We start from the raw sequence: 20,024 nt of genomic DNA on the forward strand, positions 1-20,024 counted from the left end.
ATTTTAAAGAAGATAAGTACCTGCAAAAAATTATCAATCAAAAAATTGAGTTACCTTACAGCTTACATCCTAGTAATATATGGACCAACTATTTTAAAAAAATTGAAACTACTTTTTCGATAAATATTTCTGTAAATCTAATTGAACTCTTTATTAAAGAACAAAGAAACCTTAGAGAAAGAAAAATATTTCATTACTATTTGATAGAGGAATTAGAAAAGAGAAATAAGAAAGATATTGTCCAAATCGAGCAACAATTAATAGTTATCTATTTATATTTATTTTATCATAGTGAGTACAAAGAATTAGTTGATACTGGGGGAATCACTATTATTAAAGATCATTGTAACGAATTTACGGCTGTGATTAAAAGTTTATTAAATGACAATGATGAATATCCATCACCTTTTATAAGAAATAGAAAAGGATATTATCTTTATGAGAAAGTATTAAAACTGAAGTATTCTGAAGTAATAAAGCTTTTAAATGATACCAATATTAATGAGCACCTTATTTCCTATGGCTCATTAAATGATGAACTTTCCGAGTATATTTTACGAAATTATAAAAAACTTGATCGTGAAATTACAACAAAATTACGTGATGCGACTTTAGACAACATTTACAATAATAAATCTTCATATTTGTTGGAGCAAATCATTTTGTTTGAAAAACAAATAACTATAAACAAAATAAAAACCATTGATTTTGAGGCTGTTATTGACGAATGGGAAACTATTTTAAATACTCATTCTTTCGATTTTACACAAAAACTATTCTTTTTTGAGAAGTATTTGAAAATAAATTTTGCAAACCTTGCTATATTATTTCCTAATCTAGATTTAGAATCCTTGGACTTCATAGATGGTAAAAAGAAAAGTATGTATTTTATTGTTGTATTAACTATAAATCAAAAATGGGATAATTTTGAATGGCAAAAACAGTACTGGGACGCATTAGAAATAATATTTAAGGAAAACTACCTAGAATTTATTTATATTTTAAAAAAACTTGGCTTGATTAAAATTAATTGGAAAACGAAAGTAATAAGCGTATGTACAAAAAAATATAATCATTTGACTGATTTAGAAATCAAAGGTGTCCCTGAAGCAGCAATGCGAATTACTCCTATGCTGACTAAAATATCAGATGAAAAATTTACTATTAATGAGTTCGAAGATAAGTTAGACATCTAATTCAAATATCTGTCAAGTAGAAACTTATGTTTTAATAGAAAGGAATCAAAGATATGGAATTTAAAGAAGAAGTTATACCAATCTATAAGAGTATTTCTATGCAAGTATTTAAAGCAAATCCAAAGGATAGTAACGAATTAGACATTCATGATATGGTAATAAAATCACTATACGTCGATTTAGTAGATAAAGCGGAAACAATAAATTATTTATATAAAGTTGGGCTAACTGATAATATTGGTATGATATTTCGTTCATTCTTAGAAGTTTATATATATTTAAGCTATATTCTGGAAAAAAATACTAAAGAAAGAGGGAAAGCGTGTTTTTATTGGCAAAAACATGTTGGTATTAAAAATTTAAAGAAAACATTTGACCATTTAGAAGTCTCTCAAAAAGAAAGATACAAAAATGATATAGATGTTGCATTACAAAAACAAAATAACTCTTCTTATCAGAACTTAGATTCATATGAAATATATATAAAAGGTAAAATAAATAGTTGCTTTACAAATAAAATGAAGTTAAGGGATAGACAAAATTGGTTTAATGAGGATGGAAATCATCGAACCATTAGACAGCTTTTTGAGTATATGGGTAATGAATTAGAATATGATAATTTTTATTCTCGCTATTCTCCGTCCTCTCATGGTTTAAGTGTTTTAGGACAGCTCAGAGTCTCTCCTCAATTGTTAGCTATTGAATCGTTTGATGACAAAGATATAATACTTTCTATGTTGAATGGGCATATTTTTGATATTACTAATAAAGTAATTACTTATTATAAATTAAATCAGGAAACAAACTCATATATTCAAGAAATTAAAAATATAGTTCTAACTAGCCAATCAAATATATAAGAAGCGGAGGTATAAGTTTTTATCCTCGAAAATATAAGGTGACATCTACGACAAATTGTTCTTCCATTTTTTTGTGAATGTCACCTTATTTTCGTAGAGATTGTTTCTGTGATCACCGTATAGGGATACATAGAAAAGTAAAAAGTGTGGCAGTGTTCCGAATGAAGTATTGTAAGGCTTAATTTACGCGTTTAAATTACAGATAAAACTACTAAATTTAACTGCTGTTTTGTTTGTGAATTTGGAGTACACTCTAAATGGACATGTTGATAGCAATTTGTACTTATTTCAATCAATAGTTTCTGTTTTAAGGCGCTAATCCATTGATTGAAACTTTCCCCACGCTCTTTTTTATTTCAAAATCCCGGATTTTAATGTTATCGGTAACATGCTCAAGTCTGTTTACTCTTGTTTTTGTAAGCGTTACAATTTCTATAAGAATAGGACAAAACAAATGGAGGAACATATGGAGAAAAAATGGTGGCACCAATCAGTGGTATATCAAGTCTATCCACGTAGTTTTCAAGATACGAATGGGGATGGAATCGGTGATTTAAGAGGGATTATTTCAAGGTTAGATTATTTAACGTATCTAGGGATCGATACGATTTGGCTTTCCCCGGTCTATGAATCTCCAAATGATGACAATGGCTATGATATCAGCGATTATGAAGCAATCATGGCTGAATTTGGAACCATGGCTGAAATGGATGAACTGATTGAGGAAGCCAAGAAATCTGGCATCAAAATCATATTAGATTTAGTCGTCAATCACACATCAGATGAACATCAATGGTTTATCGAATCACGCAAAAGCAAAGACAATCCGCATCGAGATTATTATATCTGGCGTGATCCAGTCAATGGTGACGTTCCTAATTCACTACGTTCGATCTTTAGTGGACCTGCTTGGGAATTTGATGAGACGACTGGTCAATATTATTTGCATCTATACAGCAAGAAACAACCTGATTTGAATTGGGAGAACGAGCTAGTCAGACAAGAAGTCTATGACATGATGAATTTTTGGATCGACAAAGGAATTGGTGGATTCCGCATGGATGTCATCGATACGATCGGCAAACTACCCGATCAAGAAATCACCAATAATGGACCTCGGCTTCACGAATACCTACAAGAAATGAATCAAGCAACCTTTGGCGATAAGGATTTGATGACGGTAGGAGAAACTTGGGGCGCAACGACAGAAATCGCGAAGCTTTATTCAGACCCGAAAAGAAATGAACTATCCATGATCTTCCAATTTGAACATATGAGTTTGGACCAACAAGAAGGTAAGGATAAATGGGATCTAAAAGCTTTAGATGTTTCTGAACTGAAACAAGTTTTGTCAAAATGGCAGACAGCGTTAGGTGATGAAGGCTGGAACAGCTTGTTTTGGAATAATCATGATTTGCCGAGAATTGTTTCACGTTGGGGGAATGATCAGGAATATCGCGTAGAAAGCGCGAAAATGTTTGCTATTTTATTGCACATGATGAAAGGGACTCCTTATATTTATCAAGGGGAAGAACTAGGCATGACAAATGCACCAATCCAGAACATCTCAGAAGCAAAAGATATCGAAACGATCAATATGTATCACGAACGTCTTGCATCTGGCTATCATAAAGAAGAGATCTTGCAGTCTATCAATGCGAAAGGTCGTGACAACGCGCGTACGCCGATGCAATGGGATGAAACAGCACATGGCGGATTTACGACAGGAACACCTTGGCTATCCGTCAATCCCAACTATCCAAGCATCAATGCGAAACAAGCAGTGGCAGATCCATCTTCGATTTTCCATACGTACAAACGCTTGATCGAGTTACGCAAACACAATGAAATCATTGTCTGGGGAGAATATGAATTGTTGGCAGAAACTCCAGATGAAGTCTTCGCATATTATCGGACACTCAATGAAGAACGTTGGTTGATCATCTGTAACTTATCTGAACAAACACATGAATTGACCGTTCCACAAGAAACAACGGAACTGATCATTGCAAACTATGACCGAGAAGTGCCTATGGGAGAAGTTGAATTACGTCCTTATGAAGCGTTTGTGGTGAAAATTGAGTGATGGATTGAGTGTCACATCTAGAAAATGGATACCACGCATATTACTTTTTGACGGCATATATGCTATCGTATGTATATGAAAAAACCAAGCAGAAGATGGTAATAGTGGATGGGTGATCTAAGCAGATCATCTATCCATTTTTTTTAGTGAAGGACTTCCTTGGAAATAGTGTCAAAGGAGATCGTGAAAGAAGCATTTTTAGGTGAGTGTTGAAGGTCAGCTTTTGGAATTTCGTTTATTCAGTTTTAAGGTTTGAAATAAAAATTAATTTTATTTTTGTTCTAGACACCTATCCTCCTCTTTGACAAATCAACTAAATCATACTATGATATGTACGCTAACAGGAGGTGTAAAAATGGGGAAATCAATTGAACGGTCATTAGAAGAATGTCTGTTTTTCAGTGTAAAAAAACTAGATCGCATCTTAAATAAATTGGCCGATGAAGCATTCAAAAAAACTGGGCTTGCGCCAACGTATGGATTTATTTTGCTGATCCTGAAAGAAAAAAATGGGATTCCGCAAAAGGACATTGCACAAATGCTGTATTCTGCACCTTCCACAATTGCACGTTTCGTAGAAAAGTTAGAATATAAAGGCTATGTCAAAACAGTGACAGAGGGACGTCTTTCTCTCGTCTATTTAACAGATGAAGGTCGTGAATTTGTCAAAGAGATCGACAGTAGTTGGGATGAGCTTCATCAAGCCTATAAAGTTGTTTTAGGCGCTGCTGAAAGCGAACGCCTTTCACAAGAGCTGAATGAGGCGACCAATAAATTACAAAAAAAATAAAATTTTTTAAACATAACAGTTGCATGTACAACTAAACGTATGGTTAAATAAATACGAGAAAAATAAGTGACATTCGTCATATTGGAGGAAGAAGAATGGTAAAATTCAATGAATCAATCACATTTCCATCAGGTAGTGAGCTAAAAAATCGGTTGATGCTATCACCAATGACTACAGAACTTAGCTTTTTTAATGGAGTAATCACAAAAGATGAAATCGAATACTATGCACAACGATCAAAAGGATTAGGTGCAGTGATCACTGGTGCTGCCAATGTGCAAGATATCGGAAAAGGTTGGCCAGGTGAATTAAGTATTGCACACGACGAAATGATCCCTCGTTTAAGTGAATTAGCACAAGCTATCCAAGGTGAAGGTGCTAAGGCGATCGTGCAAATCTTCCATGGCGGACGTATGACGAGTCGTGCGACTTTATCCGGAGAACAAACAGTATCTGCTAGTGCTATTCCAGCAGAACGTCCAGATGCCGAAACACCTCGGGCATTAAGTGAGGAAGAAGTTAGCGAAACGATCCGAGCATTTGGAGAAGCAACACGCAGAGCAATCGAAGCCGGATTTGACGGCGTGGAATTACATGGAGCGAATACCTACTTGATCCAACAATTCTTCTCTCCTCATTCTAATCGTCGTGACGACCAATGGGGCGGAACGTTAGAGAAACGTTACCACTTTATTGAAGAATTATTGAAATCTGTCTTTCAAGCAGTTGAAACACACGCTAAGAAACCATTTATCGCTGGTTATCGTTTTTCACCAGAAGAATTTGAAACACCAGGTATCCGTTTTGAAGAAACGATTTGGTTGATGGAACAATTACGTGAAACGAAATTAGACTATCTACATGTTTCTTTGAACACGTATGACCGTGTAGCTCGCTCTGAAACGTATAATGAAAAATCAATTCTTGAATACGTCCATGAAGCGATTCAAGGAAAAATCCCGCTAGTCGGTGTCGGGAATGTCCGTAACCGTAAAGATGTCGAGTCTGTGTTAGCTCATGCTGAACTCGTGGCAGTTGGCCAACAAATGTTGGTAGATCCTGAATGGGCAGTCAAGTTATTAGAAGGTCGGGATGATGAATTTGTGACGAAACCATTTTCTGAAGCATACAAAGACTTGTATTTACCAAGTCCATTGTATAATTTCCTTGATCAACGTTATCGATCAACCATCAATATCTAAGAAAGAAGCTGAGAAAATGAAAGTTTTGATTGTTTTGACAAATGTAGAGAAATACGACAATATTGAGCGTCCAACAGGTTTATGGTTAAGTGAATTGACTCATTTTTATGATGTATTAGTCAAAAACAAGATCGATGCTGACTTTGTTAGCCCAAATGGCGGCTATGTGCCTTTGGAACCAAAAAGTATATTAGATATGGATCAAGTGGATTGGGCCTATTATCAAGATGAAGATTTTCGTAACCGTGCATTAGGACAAACGTTGCGTCCTGATGAAGTGAATCCAAAAGATTATGCAGCTATTTACTATGCGGGTGGTCACGGAACGATGTGGGACTTCCCAGGCTCAGAAAAATTAGCAGAGGTTGCTTCTGCGATTTACAAAGAGAATGGCATCGTATCAGCGGTTTGTCATGGCGTCGTAGGGCTATTGCCTGTCGTAGACGAAAATGGTCAGTCTATTTTAGCTGGACGTAAAGTGACTGGCTTCAGTAATGAAGAAGAGGAAGCGAACGGTACAACGAATAATGTACCATTCCTGACTGAAGATTCATTGAAAGAAAAAGGAGCAGATTATCAGGCAGGAAAAGCTTTTACTGAAGTGGTTCATGTAGATGGGCGTTTATTAACAGGACAAAACCCTCAATCTGCACACCTATTAGGAGAAAAAGTCGTTACTGCGTTGACGAAATAAAGCGAAGTTTGGAGAGGGGATCAATGATGGAAACACGTACCTTGAACAATGGTTTGACGATTCCTATACTTGGATTTGGGGTCTTTCAAATCTGGGATCAAGAGGAATGTGAGCAAGTCGTTTTAGAAGCGCTAAATGCTGGCTATCGGCTGATCGATACTGCGGCTGTTTATAACAATGAAGAAGCAGTTGGTCGGGCAATCAAAAAAAGTGGGATTCCCAGAGAAGAAATCACCATTACAACAAAGCTATGGGTCACTGATGCTTCTTACGAAGGTGCTTATAAAGCGTATGAGCGTTCTTTACAAAAATTAGGAGTAGACTACATTGATATTTTCTTGATCCACCAACCTTACAATGATTATTACGGCGCATGGCGTGCTATGGAAGAACTCTATGATGCAGGTAAAGTAAAGGCGATCGGAGTCTCCAATTTTTCCACTGGTCGTTTGACCGATTTGATTTTGAATCACCGCATCAAACCTGTCATCAATCAAATCGAACAACATCCGTACCGTCAACAAAAACAACAAAGAGAAACAGCCACACACTTTGACGTCGCAACGGAAGCATGGAGTCCGTTCAATCAAGGAAAAGATGGGATCTTTGATGAACCAGTTTTGAAAGAATTAGCTGAAAAATACAATAAAACTGTTCCACAGATTATCTTACGTTGGCAAACACAACTAGGGATCATCACGATCCCTAAATCTGTCCATGTGGATCGTATAAAGCAAAATATCGCCATTTTTGATTTCCAATTATCAGAAGAAGAATTGACTTTGATCGAACAGCTCGATCAAGCACCAGAGTCAACTGGCCCTCGTGAACATCGAACATTAGTTGAAAATCTGCATAATATCTCGATTGATCAAGCAAATAAATAAGTATTATGTTGATGCGTTCAAAAGAGAGTGTATGAACTCCGTTTATTTCTTTCAAATTGATTTTTTCTACTGTGTATCTAATTTTCATAGTATACTAGGAGGCACAAAGATTGGAACAACAAGGAGAGAAAGCTGATGGATAATACAGCTCTTGCAAGATTTATTACCTCATTAGGTAGTTTAAATAATTATGGTAGTACGGTTTTACAAACGAAAAAAGCACTTGATCAAAAATCGACAAAACCGCTGAGACAAAACAAAGACGATATCGCGATTTTTACAGATGCATTAAAAGGAATCGATGTAATCAAAAAAATAGGATTCTCAACAGATGGGATCATTGCAGTAAATACACAGTTTGATTCACCATCAAATGAACAACCTGGTTTGCCCGGTCATTTGAGAAATGCTTATTACAATGAAGAGGATCGTATCGCTATTATTATCGATCAACAAAGTCAGGAAGCTTATTTGCCACCTGAGATTGTCACACGAGTTGATATCGATCAAATCGTAGAAAGATTTAATGAGTCTAAAAAGGAAGAAAAAGATGCTTGGCGTGTCTTTGCCCGGTTATCAAAACTTCAAGCATTTCAAGATGGCAACAAGCGAACTGCGTTAATTGCAGCTAACTCGGCCTATGGAACATTTGAAAATGAAAATTACCTCACTCTTCCTTTCAATGATCTGGATCGAGTGGAATTTACATTGAATCTGATGCGTTATTACCAAGCAAAGACACCAACAGAGGAAGAAAAAGCGTTTGAACGTATGCTAGACACACTACCCTCACCTAAAGAAAGAGAACTGGCATTACATGCACCTATTCAAGAAAATAAAAATTTTGATGTGAGTACGTATCGCATCAAAGAGCAATTGAGTAAACCAGATGTAGCAAGAGAATAAAGATGAGAATAGAGACTTGTAGTGATCCAAAAGAATTGTTGGATGAACTGCAAGAGGTTGTGACAGAAGTGTTCAGCTCCGAGAAATAAGCCGAGAAACCCGAAAATTGTTCTTCAAATTTTTGGGTTTCTCGGCTTATTTCCGAAGGAGTTGCTTCTGGAACACCGTTCATTCGGTTTTAAGGTTAGAAACAAAAATGAATTTTATTTTTGTCCCACTCTCCGAACTACTTTGATTTGTATGAGTGTGATATTTATCGAATAAGGGGGGATTTCCTTGCATGATCAAAAATATTTTCATCAGTGAGTATCAAGTAACGAAGATTTTAGAAAATATTCAACTAAAACTTGAATTTCACTTTGCTTGAAAAAAGGAATTTCTAAGTAAGGAACCTTGTTGTCTAAACACCACTGTCTTTTTATTTCCATATTTCTTAATATGTTTTGAAAACGTTTAGTAGTAGCACTTTTCTTGAAGTAGTGATGAACACCATGGTATTCAATAAAGTACCATTGATTATTTTGTTGAAAGGAAAGATCAATTCTTAATGGACGATTCTCGATTGTGGTAAGATTTTTGAACGTCCGCTCTCGATAATACTGAATATTTTTAGAGTTAAGTATTTGAGCAATAAGTTGTATCTGCCAGCTAGGTTGCGAGTGTGATAGTGGAAATTGCTTATACATTTTTTGTGCATTAGGATGATAAGACAAACTCACAATAAAAACTTTTTCCTTTTGACCATTGATATGAATAGAGGTATTCGTATGGATATGGATCTTATTCTGATAATGATAAGGGAGATACCAATCATAAATTTTTTTCATGATTTTTCCATTTTTTACAAAAGCAACGGTTACGATGTTGAAATTTTCTTTGATATAAACTAGTTCATTCATAATTAATCAACTCTTTCTTATACATATATTTAAGGATTTCCTTGTAAATGGAGCTACTTCTACAATACCCTTTATACGGTTTCACAGGGAGAGAAAAAACTAATGTCACAGTTCCTCATCCGATGGAATTTGTTTCTATGTAATCATATAATCGTCTTCTTCTATTTTGCTTCGGCAAAAAAGTGACTCTTGCAGAAAATAAATCGAAGTATTAGAAATCACCAGAGCAAGCTTTTGCAAGTATAAACTTTTTTAGAACCTCCCACTCCAAGAAGTTAGGTCAGTAGTGAATAGGTGAAAAAAATGTTGAAAATTAGTCCCCAAAAACTATTAAATTTAGAAATAAGCATGTCGGCTAAATTAAAGGTTGTAAAAAGCAACAAATCATATCTTCCAAAGTAAGAGAGATAGCAAAGAAGTGGTTAAGAAAATCAGCTGCTGTTTTTTGCAACTTTTCTCTTTTATGAGTATAATATAATCAAATAAATGGTGATATCGAAATATTTTGAGGTTCTTTCACTCAATAGGAGGAGATAGTGTGAAAACAAAAGAGAAAGCAAAAAAAGGAAGAATACAAGTCGGAATTGATAAAGAGCTAAAAGAAAACGCAGAACAAATATTAGAAGAACTTGGTTTGAATGCGACAACAGCAATCACCATCTTATATAAACAAGTTGTATCAAGAGGTGAGTTTCCAATGGAAATAAAATTGAATGAAGAAGAAAGACAAGCAATCAAGTTGCGCCAATTAACACAAAGTATGCCTGTTACATTGCTTGATACAGATGAAAAGCTAAATGAGTGGCTAAATGAATACGAATGAAATAGTCACAGTTTATGTAGCTTACGCTGACAAAGAAGGTGGAAAGAAAAGACCTATATTGGTTATACGAGATAAAAATGACTGTATTGAATTTTTTAGTATCACTAGCCAATATGAACATAAGTCAAAAAAGATAAAACAAGTATATTTTCCTATCAAAGATTGGAAAAAGTCAGGTCTGCATAAGGCTTCTTGGATAGATGTTGGTATGCTAAGAGCAATACCTAAAGGAAATGAAAAAATAAAATACGCCAAGGTAGGTACGCTAACGAAAGAAGACGGATCTCGATTGATTGAATTCATCAAAAATTTACAACGAAACGAGAAGTTGTAACAGAAGTGCTCAACTCCGAGAAATAAGCGTGAAGCCCCGAAAATTGCTCTTCAAATTTTTGGGTTTCACGCTTATTTCTGTAGGAGCTACTTCTGGAACATCGTTTATTCGGTTTTAGGGTATACAAGGTGACTAATGTCCCAGAATTTTTTCTACTAAAGTAGCTGAGCTAGGGAATATCACAAAAGAAAGTATAATAATAAGTGAGGGAAAACACGATTGACCCAGCGCCTTCAGATGGCTATTCTTCTAGTAGAATTAACGAAAATAAATAAAAATAATTGATATAAAATAAACGAATAAAAAATAGGGTGAATATAGTTTATAATGCAAGCGTATTATATAAATATTTACATACCTATTTTTTAGAGAGGTCTCTATCTACATAAATAATCGAATAAAGAAGGAATAGCTATGGAATATGAGGTTGAAGTCAGTCAGGCAATTCGAAATGTATTTACGGCGAATCAATCAAAAAAGTATCAAGAAATAATTATCTATAAAGTACATGAGTATTTGACGCACGATTTTTATCGAATCAAACCCGTTGAGATGTCTGTAAAAGAAACGATTTATGAAATGAAAATCCATTTAGGAAAGGAAAATTTCCGTATTGCTTTTAGGATAAATGAGAAAAAGGTTCAGGTTTTTTATATTAGTCAAACGTTGAAAAAAGAACGATTTGATAAAGAAGTGAATAAAATAGTTGTTCGTTCAAACAAAAAACACTGAGTGACTAAATCTATGAAAAAGGTAGAGAAATAGTAAAATGAACATGATTTATAAAAAGCAATTAAAACAATTTTTGAAAAGAAACGTTAAGTCAAAGGACTGTGTCACTTTAAAAATCCTTACCTTCAAAAAAGATCGCTCGATACGCATCACGTATGACCAAGCACGATACAGTATTGTCGAAGATGGGTTTGAAAGGAGACAGTATCAGTTTGACTCTTCAGATGAAGTAATAAAAAAGGTGATGAAACTAGCAGATATCGAATTTAAAAAGAGCCACAGGCTTTATACGCAATTAAAGAAAGAATAAAAAAGCCACCATCAGAATATAAATAAAGCAATTGGCACACTGTTTATACTCGCTGTTTCCTTTACTGATTGAAACGTTTTCTAAGAAATGATACTCTAAGGATAACAGATGAAAAAGAGGGGAATATCATATGAGGATCGTAATCGTCGGTGGCTCATTTGCGGGCATTCAGGCAGCTGTTTCGTTGCGTAACGACTGTCCGGAAAGTGAGATAATCATTATTGAAAAACAAGGGCGGATAGGTTTTATCCCGAATAGTGTCAATTTGATCTTAAAAGGGGAATTCCACGAAGAAGCGCATTATTATTGGATGACAAAAGAACAGTTGACTCAAGATCATCAAGTAGAGGTACGAACAGAAACAGAAGTGGTTGCTTTGAATAGCGATAAAAATCAAATCCAATTACAAGACGGTGAGCTGCTTCACTTTGATTATCTTGTGATTGCGACAGGCTCACAACAACGCTTCCGTTTTAGTACGCAAGAAAATGATACGATTTGGACGATTAAAGATCCTAAAACTTCGCAACAATTCCAACAACGTATCGGAAATGCAAAAAAAATCGCAGTAATCGGTGCAGGACAAGTAGGCTTGGAGTTGATTGAAGGATTAGCGAACTTAGGAAAAGAACTTCATCTATACGAAAGCCAATCGACGGTTTTATTCCGCTATTTTGATCCAGAAATGATCAAGCCACTGTATCGTGAGCTGAACGATCGAGGGATCCGATTTTTCTTAAATGAACAAGTACAAGAAATCATTGAAACAGAGCAAACAGAAATCTTCACGGAAAATAGAAGTGAAACGTATGATTTGGTTTTGTTAGCGAATTACACTCGTCCTGATAATCAATTATGGGAAGAGTCACTTCAATTGAATGACGATGGGACGATCTGGGTCAACGACTACCTTCAAACGTCACAGGAAAATATTTATGCGATCGGCGATGCGATCCAAGTGACTTATCGACCAACACAAGAAAAAATGTACGTGTCTTTAGTGAACAATGCGATCCGAACGGCGAAAATCGCTAGTAAAAATATCAGCGGGCAACTAAAGAAAGATCTAGGCACCTATCGTCCAATCGGCAATCACTGGTTTGGCCATTATTTTGGCAGTGTCGGGTTAACAGAGAGTGAAAGTATTTTTTATCCTGGTAAAATAAAAATACACTATTTAACGACTAGAGCCTCGGCGACGAATCAGGAATCGATCAACATAAAAGTATTGCTGACGGAAGATGGAAAACTGATCGGCGCGCAATGCCATAGTCAAGCTGTGATTTTCTATCTCTTAGACCGACTGACGTTAGCAGTTGAGGAAGGATGGACACTCGCAGATCTAGAAGCGCGCGAATTCTTCTTTCAACCTGAGTTTCGAGCGCCAACAGCTCTTGTAAAGGTGGTTGATCCTTTCGATGAAGATTGAGGAATTTTTAGAAAAAAAAGAACAGATTCAGATTGAACTATTACGAATGCTTGTATTAGAAGGTGGTTCTGCCTCAATCAATGAACTGCGATCTCATGTGAAATTATCCAAATCTGCCTTCGACCAGTATATTGATGACATTGAAATGATCGGTCGTATGATGAAAACGAAAATTTCTGTCCGAAAAAATGAATTCCAAGTGGTGCTTGATTTAGACGAGCAGACGAGTCTAGAAAAAATCATGCTTTTTTTAGTCCAACAAAGTGTGAAATATCAGATCCTGACGTATTTACTTGAACATCAACAAGCTTCCAGTGTTCGCTTGGCAACAGCTTTTACGATCAGTGAATCTTCTGTTTTTAGAAAGATCAAAGAATTGAATCATCTCTTGAAAGAGTTCTCCTTGCAGATCAAGAATGGACAGATCCAAGGAGAAGAGCTACAGATCCGCTATTTTTATTATTCCTTGTTTCAATTTTTCCCAGAATCACAAAGACCGCAATATTTACAAGATACACCGGATAAACGCCCGTTGACGGTAGGATTGGCGCATGTCCTCAATACAAGTTTTTCTCCCCAATCATCGATAAAGATCGCGACATGGATTGGTATTACAAGAAAAAGACTCCTGTCAGATAAGATGAAGTTTCATGCAACAAAAGAAAAAAAAGATTTATACCAAAATGATCAGTTGTACCAAACGATTCATCCGGTCATTTCATTGTATCTCAGCCGAACGGCCGCTGATGTCACAGCTTATGAGTCTATGCTATTTTATAGTTTTCTTGTTTCTTTTTCTGTATTAGAGGAGGAAACATTTTATCAATATGACTTGACTCGTAGTAAAAAGTTACCAACAGCTGTTTTGGATACGTATATTCGCGAAACGATGCTATGGCATTATCGACCTAGACGACTAAAAATCAAAGAAGAAAAAACGATCGGGTATCATTTGGCACAAATCAATAATGAATTATACTTTTTTTCCGGCTATTTAACGATTTATGATCAACAACATCTACTCACGCAGCAACAGCGTATGTTGGGAGATTCATTGAGTCAATTACTTGATCGCTTGAAAACGACTACCATTGAGCAGCTGCCTATGAAAAAATTGACTGATCAAGTTCTAGATAACTTGATGAGTCAATATGCGAATATTTTGATGATGATTGATTTCTATATTGAAAAATCTGTGGTCATTGGCATCGACCTGCAATCCTTACCGATTTATCGAATCGCTTTTCAACAATTTTTGATTCGAGAACTAAAGGGGATCAGTGGGATCGTGATCGAAGAAGTCCAACCAGAAAAAAGCTATGATTTTGTGATCACCTTTAATCAGGAAAAAAAAGGACAGGAGTATTATTATCTGTCTGAATTTGCTTCAAGCTATGATATATCAAGGTTGAAGCGCAAAATTGAGCGTGACAAAAAAGCTAAAAATTAAAAAAACTGTCAAAAAAAAGGTAAATTGCTATTTTTTTGGCAGTTTCTATTCCTTAAATGGGTGTACCATAAAAGTAGTTAAAGAAAGCGTTTGCAGAAAAATGGAGGAGATCATAATGACAGAATCTACGTATATCATGGCAATTGACCAGGGGACGACAAGCTCACGAGCGATTATCTTTGATAAAAAAGGAAGACACATCGGTAGTTCGCAAAAAGAATTCACTCAATATTTTCCACGCGAAAGCTGGGTAGAGCATGATGCGAATGAAATCTGGAACTCCGTACAGTCAGTTATCGCTGGTGCATTCATTGAATCCGGTATCAAACCAACACAAATCGCAGGTATCGGTATCACGAACCAACGTGAGACGACAGTGATTTGGGAAAAAGACACAGGACGTCCGATCTATCATGCAGTGGTTTGGCAATCACGTCAATCAGCAGATATTGCCAACAAATTAAAAGAAGACGGACACCAAGAATTTTTCCATGAAAAAACTGGTTTAGTCATTGATGCGTATTTCTCTGCTACTAAGATTCGTTGGATCTTAGATCACGTAGAAGGCGCACAAGAACGAGCGGAAAAAGGCGAGTTGATGTTTGGAACGATCGATTCTTGGCTTGTTTGGAAATTGACAGATGGACAAGCGCATGTAACCGATTACTCAAATGCAAGTCGTACAATGTTGTTTAATATCCATGACTTGGATTGGGATCAAGAAATCTTAGATTTATTGAATATTCCACGAGTGATGTTGCCGAAAGTGACATCAAACTCAGAAGTTTACGGTTATACACAAGGCTATCACTTCTATGGTAGTGAAGCACCAATCTCTGGTATGGCTGGTGACCAACAAGCCGCATTATTCGGTCAGATGGCTTTTGAGCCAGGGATGGTCAAAAACACTTATGGAACCGGTTCATTTATTGTGATGAACACTGGGGAAAAACCACAATTATCTAAAAATAATTTGTTGACGACGATTGGTTACGGAATAAATGGAAAGGTTTACTATGCGTTAGAAGGAAGTATCTTTGTCGCTGGTTCCTCCATCCAATGGTTGCGTGACGGCTTACAAATGCTACAAAAAGCAAGTGATTCAGAAGATGCAGCGAAGCGTTCGACAAGTGAAGATGAAGTATATGTTGTACCTGCCTTCGTTGGGCTTGGAGCACCTTATTGGGATCAAGCAGCACGTGGCTCAATGTTTGGTCTAACACGAGGAACGACGAAAGAAGATATCATCAAAGCAACCTTGCAATCCATTGCTTATCAAGTTCGCGATATCATCGATACGATGCAAGATGATACAGGTATCAAGATCCCTGTGTTAAAAGTCGATGGTGGTGCAGCGAACAATGAATACTTGATGCAGTTCCAAACAGATATTTTGAATGTACCGATCCAACGTGCTGGTAACTTGGAAACGACAGCATTAGGCGCTGCCTTCCTTGCAGGTTTAGCAGTTGGTTATTGGAAAGATACAGATGAAATTCGTGAATTTTATGAAGCAGGCAAAATTTTCGAAGTAGAAATGCCAGAAGAGCGTAGAGAAAAACTTTACACTGGCTGGAAAAAAGCTGTGAAAGCGACTCAAGCTTTTGAGTAAAGGGAGGGAACACAAGATGTTTTCAAGAAAAACAAGACAAGCTAACATTGACCACATGAAACAAGAAGAATTAGATCTTTTGATTATCGGTGGAGGAATCACTGGTGCAGGTGTAGCGATCCAAGCAGCTGCTTCAGGTATCAAAACCGGTTTGATTGAAATGCAAGACTTTGCGGAAGGAACTTCTTCACGTTCAACCAAATTAGTACATGGCGGTATTCGCTATTTAAAAACGTTTGATGTTGAAGTAGTAGCAGACACAGTAGGTGAGCGAGCAGTAGTCCAAAGTGTCGCTCCGCATATTCCTAAACCAGATCCGATGTTATTACCGATTTATGAAGGAGAAGGTGCCACAACCTTCAACATGTTCTCAGTAAAAGTTGCGATGGACTTGTACGATAAGTTAGCCAACGTGACAGGAACAAAATTTGAAAATTATACGCTAACGCCGGAAGAAGTCTTAGAGCGCGAGCCATTCTTGAAAAAAGATGGGTTAGCAGGTGCTGGAGTTTACTTGGATTTCCGTAACAATGATGCACGTTTAGTGATCGATAATATCAAAAAAGCGGCAGAAGACGGAGCGTATTTGGTCAGCAAAATGAAAGCCACTGGTTTTATCTATGATGGCGATCAAATCATCGGTGTCAAAGCTCGTGACTTGTTAAGTGATGAAGTGATTGAGATCCGAGCAAAAATCGTGATCAACACAAGCGGCCCATGGGTAGATAAGATCCGCAACTTGAATTTCAAACGGGCGATCTCACCAAAAATGCGTCCGACAAAAGGGGTACATTTAGTCGTAGACGCGAAGAAATTACCTGTGCCACAGCCAACTTACTTTGACACAGGAAAACAAGATGGCCGCATGGTCTTTGCGATCCCTCGTGAAAACAAAACGTATTTTGGAACGACAGATACTGATTATCAAGGTGATTTTACGGACCCTCAAGTGACACAAGAAGATGTGGATTACTTACTAGACGTGATCAATCATCGTTATCCAGAAGCAAACATCACTTTGGCGGATATCGAATCAAGTTGGGCAGGCTTACGTCCATTGTTGATCGGGAATGCGGGTTCTGACTACAACGGAGGAGACAACGGTTCGATTTCCGATAAAAGCTTCCGTAAAGTCGTGGATACAGTGACAGATTTTAAAGAAAATAAAGTATCCCGTGTAGAAGTGGAAGATGTATTGAATCATTTAGAAAGCAGTCGTGATGAAAAAGCACCGTCGACAGTTTCACGTGGTAGCTCATTGGAACGTGAACCAGACGGACTAGTGACTCTATCTGGTGGTAAAATCACTGATTATCGCAAAATGGCAGAAGGTGCGATGAAGTTGATCCGCCAACTATTAAAAGAAGAATATGGCGTAACAGCGAAAGAAATCGATTCGAAGACCTATTCGATCTCAGGCGGTGATTTTGATCCGACGAAACAAGAAGAAATGGTCCAAGAATATACAAAAATCGGTGTGGAAGCTGGTCTGGATGAAAAAGACGCTGCATATATCGCAGACTTCTACGGAACAAATGCGAAACATATCTTTGAATTAGCGAAAGAAATGAGTCCTTATCCAGGATTGACCTTGGCAGAATCTGCACGTTTACGCTATGGATTAGAAAATGAAATGGTCTTAGCTCCAGGTGATTACTTGATTCGTCGTACGAACCATCTCCTATTTGAAAGAGATCAGTTAGATGCGATCAAACAACCGATCATTGATGCGATCGCTGCATACTTTGATTGGACAGACGAAGAAAAAGAACGGGAAACGCAACATTTAGAACAACTGATCGCTGAATCAGACTTGCGTGACCTGAAAGGAGAAAAATAAAATGAATGCAGACATGACCCAAATCATGGGGGAATTTATTGGAACAATGATTTTGATCCTTTTAGGGGACGGCGTATGTGCAGCAGTTAATCTAAATAAAAGTAAAGCGCAAGCTTCTGGCTGGATCGTCATTGCATTTGGCTGGGCAATGGCTGTAACGATGGCAGTCTTTATTTCAGGATTCATGGGACCAGCTCATTTAAATCCTGCGGTAACACTTGGAATGGCAATGACAGGCGCAATCGGTTGGAACTTAGTCTTTCCATTCATCATTGCCCAATTACTAGGCGCAATCGTTGGTGCGGTACTCGTTTGGTTATCTTACTTGCCACATTGGTCAGCAACAAAAGACCAAGGGGCAATCTTAGGAACTTTTGCGACTGGACCAGCAATCCGCAACTATCCAGCTAACTTTATCACAGAATTGATTGGTACGTTCGTGTTAGTTTTAGGATTATTAGCATTCGGTCAAACTGAATTTGCTGGTGGAACAAATGTATTTGCTGTTGGCGGATTGATTTTAGCTATCGGGCTATCATTAGGTGGATCGACAGGATATGCGATCAATCCAGCTCGTGACTTAGGTCCACGTATTGCTCATGCGATTTTACCGATCGCTAACAAAGGTGGCTCTGACTGGGGGTATTCATGGGTACCGATTGCTGGACCAATGGTTGGTGCAATCGTCGCAGTTGGTATGTACACGTTGATGGTTTAATGAATTAGATTTTCTATATGAAAAAAAAACGATTCTCATCGTTCGCTATTCGCGGACAGTTGAGAATCGTTTTTATTTTTTAGTCAAAGTAAGAAGAGAGCCAGCTACATCAAGCTTTGATAGATAGCGATGATCTCTTCCACATTCGTTTCTCTTGGATTTCCTGGAGTACAGACATCGTTGAACGCATCTTCTGCAATTTTTGCAATATCCGCTTCTTTGACACCTAATTCAGAAATCGTGGCAGGGATGCCAACTTTTTTCGATAAAGCATCAATCGCTTCACACGCAGCATCACGGATATCCTCGATTGAACGAGACGCTGCATCCTTGATTTTCAACGCCTTCGCAATTTCCCGATATTTATCACCTGTAAACTCTTTATTGTATTTCATGACCGTTGGCAATAAGGCAGCACAAGCGACTCCATGGGGAATGTCATACCATGCAGACAAAGGATGCGCCATGCCATGGACAAGACCTAAGCCGACGTTTGAAAAGCCCATCCCTGCAAGGTATTGCCCCAATGCCATATCTTCCCGACCTTTTGGATCACCCGCAACGGAATCGGCCAAGCTACGACCAATGACCTCAATTGCTTTGAGGTGGAACATATCGGTCATTTCCCACGCACCTTTAGTGATCAAACCTTCGATTGCATGCGTCATCGCATCCATACCAGTTGCCGCACATAAGGCTTTCGGCATCCCCATCATCAGATCGCTATCAACAAAGGCAACGATTGGAATATCATGGGGGTCGACACAGACAAATTTACGTGAACGCTCTTTGTCTGTGATCACATAATTGATCGTGACTTCAGCCGCCGTACCAGAAGTAGTTGGAACAGCTAAAATTGGTAAACTTGGCTGTTTCGTATCTGCCACGCCTTCTAAACTACGGACATCAGAAAACGTTGGATTTGTCACGATGATCCCAATCGCTTTCGCTGTATCGATCGGTGAACCTCCGCCAATTGCCAGGATTACATCGGCTTTCGCCTCTTTTACGAAACTCACGCCGTCTTTTACATTCTCGATCGTTGGATTAGGCACGATACCATCATAGATGTCATAGGCGATTTCTGCCTCATCTAATAATGCCGTCACTTTGGTCACTATACCGATTTTGACTAATTCTTTATCAGTGATGATGACCACTTTTTTGAAATTTCTTGCTTGGATCTCTGTTGGAATAGCCGCGATTGCGCCTTTTCCATGATAGGATGTTTCATTTAAAATCATTCGGTTTGCCAT

Annotated in this window: 19 protein-coding genes; 17 read left to right on the forward strand and 2 right to left on the reverse strand. The window is 37.4% G+C overall.

Annotation, left to right across the window (positions count from 1 at the left end):
• The 8 genes from JZO83_RS07350 to JZO83_RS07385 form a co-directional block, all read left to right on the forward strand.
• Positions 1-1,196, forward strand: a 1,196-nt coding sequence (locus JZO83_RS07350) for a hypothetical protein (protein ID WP_207115376.1), incomplete at its 5' end; no start/stop codon positions are given.
• 53 nt (positions 1,197-1,249) lie between these two features.
• The gene (locus JZO83_RS07355) at positions 1,250-2,056 is read left to right on the forward strand and encodes a DUF5677 domain-containing protein (protein WP_207115377.1); all 807 of its coding nucleotides are present in this window, start codon (positions 1,250-1,252) and stop codon (positions 2,054-2,056) included.
• Positions 2,057-2,522: 466 nt separating this feature from the next.
• Entirely contained in the window at positions 2,523-4,142 is a 1,620-nt protein-coding gene (locus tag JZO83_RS07360; protein WP_207115378.1) for an alpha-glucosidase, read from the forward strand.
• Between the two features lie 355 nt (positions 4,143-4,497).
• Positions 4,498-4,932, forward strand: coding sequence for a MarR family transcriptional regulator (locus JZO83_RS07365; RefSeq protein WP_206855670.1), 435 nt, complete (start codon positions 4,498-4,500; stop codon positions 4,930-4,932).
• Positions 4,933-5,027: 95 nt separating this feature from the next.
• Entirely contained in the window at positions 5,028-6,134 is a 1,107-nt protein-coding gene (locus tag JZO83_RS07370; protein ID WP_207115379.1) for an NADH-dependent flavin oxidoreductase, read from the forward strand.
• Positions 6,135-6,150: 16 nt separating this feature from the next.
• Positions 6,151-6,828 carry a type 1 glutamine amidotransferase domain-containing protein gene (locus JZO83_RS07375; protein ID WP_206855672.1) on the forward strand — a complete coding sequence of 226 codons (678 nt, stop codon included), beginning with the start codon at positions 6,151-6,153 and terminating at the stop codon, positions 6,826-6,828.
• Between the two features lie 26 nt (positions 6,829-6,854).
• Positions 6,855-7,715 carry an aldo/keto reductase gene (locus tag JZO83_RS07380; protein WP_207115408.1) on the forward strand — a complete coding sequence of 287 codons (861 nt, stop codon included), beginning with the start codon at positions 6,855-6,857 and terminating at the stop codon, positions 7,713-7,715.
• A 135-nt stretch (positions 7,716-7,850) separates the two neighbouring features.
• The gene (locus tag JZO83_RS07385) at positions 7,851-8,621 is read left to right on the forward strand and encodes a Fic family protein (RefSeq protein ID WP_207115380.1); all 771 of its coding nucleotides are present in this window, start codon (positions 7,851-7,853) and stop codon (positions 8,619-8,621) included.
• Between the two features lie 299 nt (positions 8,622-8,920).
• On the opposite strand, the gene JZO83_RS07390 is transcribed toward JZO83_RS07385, so the two are convergent.
• Positions 8,921-9,520 carry a hypothetical protein gene (locus JZO83_RS07390; protein ID WP_207115381.1) on the reverse strand — a complete coding sequence of 200 codons (600 nt, stop codon included), beginning with the start codon at positions 9,518-9,520 and terminating at the stop codon, positions 8,921-8,923.
• A 538-nt stretch (positions 9,521-10,058) separates the two neighbouring features.
• On the opposite strand from JZO83_RS07390, the gene JZO83_RS07395 reads away from it, so the two are divergent.
• From JZO83_RS07395 to JZO83_RS07435, 9 genes are all read left to right on the forward strand, one after another.
• Complete coding sequence (locus tag JZO83_RS07395) at positions 10,059-10,343, forward strand: type II toxin-antitoxin system RelB/DinJ family antitoxin (protein ID WP_206855675.1); 285 nt, start codon at positions 10,059-10,061, stop codon at positions 10,341-10,343.
• Positions 10,330-10,677: a type II toxin-antitoxin system PemK/MazF family toxin gene (locus JZO83_RS07400; RefSeq protein ID WP_207115382.1), complete on the forward strand. Its 348-nt coding sequence runs from the start codon at positions 10,330-10,332 to the stop codon at positions 10,675-10,677. Before JZO83_RS07395 ends, JZO83_RS07400 begins: the two co-directional genes overlap by 14 nt.
• A 414-nt stretch (positions 10,678-11,091) precedes the next feature.
• Positions 11,092-11,409, forward strand: coding sequence for a hypothetical protein (locus tag JZO83_RS07405; protein WP_207115383.1), 318 nt, complete (start codon positions 11,092-11,094; stop codon positions 11,407-11,409).
• A gap of 37 nt (positions 11,410-11,446) precedes the next feature.
• A complete protein-coding gene (locus tag JZO83_RS07410) occupies positions 11,447-11,719 on the forward strand; it encodes a hypothetical protein (protein ID WP_206855682.1) in 273 nt (90 codons plus the stop codon).
• Positions 11,720-11,849: 130 nt separating this feature from the next.
• On the forward strand, positions 11,850-13,148 hold the full coding sequence (locus JZO83_RS07415) for an FAD-dependent oxidoreductase (RefSeq protein WP_207115384.1): 1,299 nt from the start codon (positions 11,850-11,852) through the stop codon (positions 13,146-13,148).
• Positions 13,138-14,598, forward strand: coding sequence for a helix-turn-helix domain-containing protein (locus JZO83_RS07420; protein ID WP_207115385.1), 1,461 nt, complete (start codon positions 13,138-13,140; stop codon positions 14,596-14,598). The genes JZO83_RS07415 and JZO83_RS07420 overlap by 11 nt, the downstream gene beginning before the upstream one ends.
• A gap of 115 nt (positions 14,599-14,713) precedes the next feature.
• A complete protein-coding gene (gene glpK / locus JZO83_RS07425) occupies positions 14,714-16,210 on the forward strand; it encodes a glycerol kinase GlpK (RefSeq protein WP_207115386.1) in 1,497 nt (498 codons plus the stop codon).
• Between the two features lie 16 nt (positions 16,211-16,226).
• The gene (glpO, locus tag JZO83_RS07430; protein ID WP_207115387.1) at positions 16,227-18,050 is read left to right on the forward strand and encodes a type 1 glycerol-3-phosphate oxidase; all 1,824 of its coding nucleotides are present in this window, start codon (positions 16,227-16,229) and stop codon (positions 18,048-18,050) included.
• A gap of 1 nt (position 18,051) precedes the next feature.
• On the forward strand, positions 18,052-18,768 hold the full coding sequence (locus JZO83_RS07435; protein WP_010736418.1) for an MIP/aquaporin family protein: 717 nt from the start codon (positions 18,052-18,054) through the stop codon (positions 18,766-18,768).
• A 104-nt stretch (positions 18,769-18,872) separates the two neighbouring features.
• Here JZO83_RS07435 and fucO read toward each other — a convergent pair whose 3' ends face one another.
• Positions 18,873-20,024 carry a lactaldehyde reductase gene (gene fucO, locus JZO83_RS07440; RefSeq protein WP_207115388.1) on the reverse strand — a complete coding sequence of 384 codons (1,152 nt, stop codon included), beginning with the start codon at positions 20,022-20,024 and terminating at the stop codon, positions 18,873-18,875.

This window comes from Enterococcus sp. DIV1298c (genome assembly GCF_017316315.1).
Classification (GTDB): domain Bacteria; phylum Bacillota; class Bacilli; order Lactobacillales; family Enterococcaceae; genus Enterococcus_B; species Enterococcus_B mangumiae.

What these genes read in the sequence shown, in the direction of transcription:
- JZO83_RS07385 (WP_207115380.1), top strand. Translation starts at nt 7,851, where the DNA reads ATGGATAATACAGCTCTTGCAAGATTTATTACCTCATTAGGTAGTTTA.
- fucO (WP_207115388.1), bottom strand. Translation starts at nt 20,024, where the DNA reads ATGGCAAACCGAATGATTTTAAATGAAACATCCTATCATGGAAAAGGC.
- JZO83_RS07355 (WP_207115377.1), top strand. Translation starts at nt 1,250, where the DNA reads ATGGAATTTAAAGAAGAAGTTATACCAATCTATAAGAGTATTTCTATG.
- JZO83_RS07415 (WP_207115384.1), top strand. Translation starts at nt 11,850, where the DNA reads ATGAGGATCGTAATCGTCGGTGGCTCATTTGCGGGCATTCAGGCAGCT.
- JZO83_RS07360 (WP_207115378.1), top strand. Translation starts at nt 2,523, where the DNA reads ATGGAGAAAAAATGGTGGCACCAATCAGTGGTATATCAAGTCTATCCA.
- JZO83_RS07370 (WP_207115379.1), top strand. Translation starts at nt 5,028, where the DNA reads ATGGTAAAATTCAATGAATCAATCACATTTCCATCAGGTAGTGAGCTA.
- JZO83_RS07435 (WP_010736418.1), top strand. Translation starts at nt 18,052, where the DNA reads ATGAATGCAGACATGACCCAAATCATGGGGGAATTTATTGGAACAATG.
- JZO83_RS07390 (WP_207115381.1), bottom strand. Translation starts at nt 9,520, where the DNA reads ATGAATGAACTAGTTTATATCAAAGAAAATTTCAACATCGTAACCGTT.
- JZO83_RS07380 (WP_207115408.1), top strand. Translation starts at nt 6,855, where the DNA reads ATGGAAACACGTACCTTGAACAATGGTTTGACGATTCCTATACTTGGA.
- JZO83_RS07375 (WP_206855672.1), top strand. Translation starts at nt 6,151, where the DNA reads ATGAAAGTTTTGATTGTTTTGACAAATGTAGAGAAATACGACAATATT.
- JZO83_RS07405 (WP_207115383.1), top strand. Translation starts at nt 11,092, where the DNA reads ATGGAATATGAGGTTGAAGTCAGTCAGGCAATTCGAAATGTATTTACG.
- JZO83_RS07410 (WP_206855682.1), top strand. Translation starts at nt 11,447, where the DNA reads ATGAACATGATTTATAAAAAGCAATTAAAACAATTTTTGAAAAGAAAC.
- JZO83_RS07420 (WP_207115385.1), top strand. Translation starts at nt 13,138, where the DNA reads ATGAAGATTGAGGAATTTTTAGAAAAAAAAGAACAGATTCAGATTGAA.
- JZO83_RS07400 (WP_207115382.1), top strand. Translation starts at nt 10,330, where the DNA reads ATGAATACGAATGAAATAGTCACAGTTTATGTAGCTTACGCTGACAAA.
- JZO83_RS07365 (WP_206855670.1), top strand. Translation starts at nt 4,498, where the DNA reads ATGGGGAAATCAATTGAACGGTCATTAGAAGAATGTCTGTTTTTCAGT.
- glpK (WP_207115386.1), top strand. Translation starts at nt 14,714, where the DNA reads ATGACAGAATCTACGTATATCATGGCAATTGACCAGGGGACGACAAGC.
- glpO (WP_207115387.1), top strand. Translation starts at nt 16,227, where the DNA reads ATGTTTTCAAGAAAAACAAGACAAGCTAACATTGACCACATGAAACAA.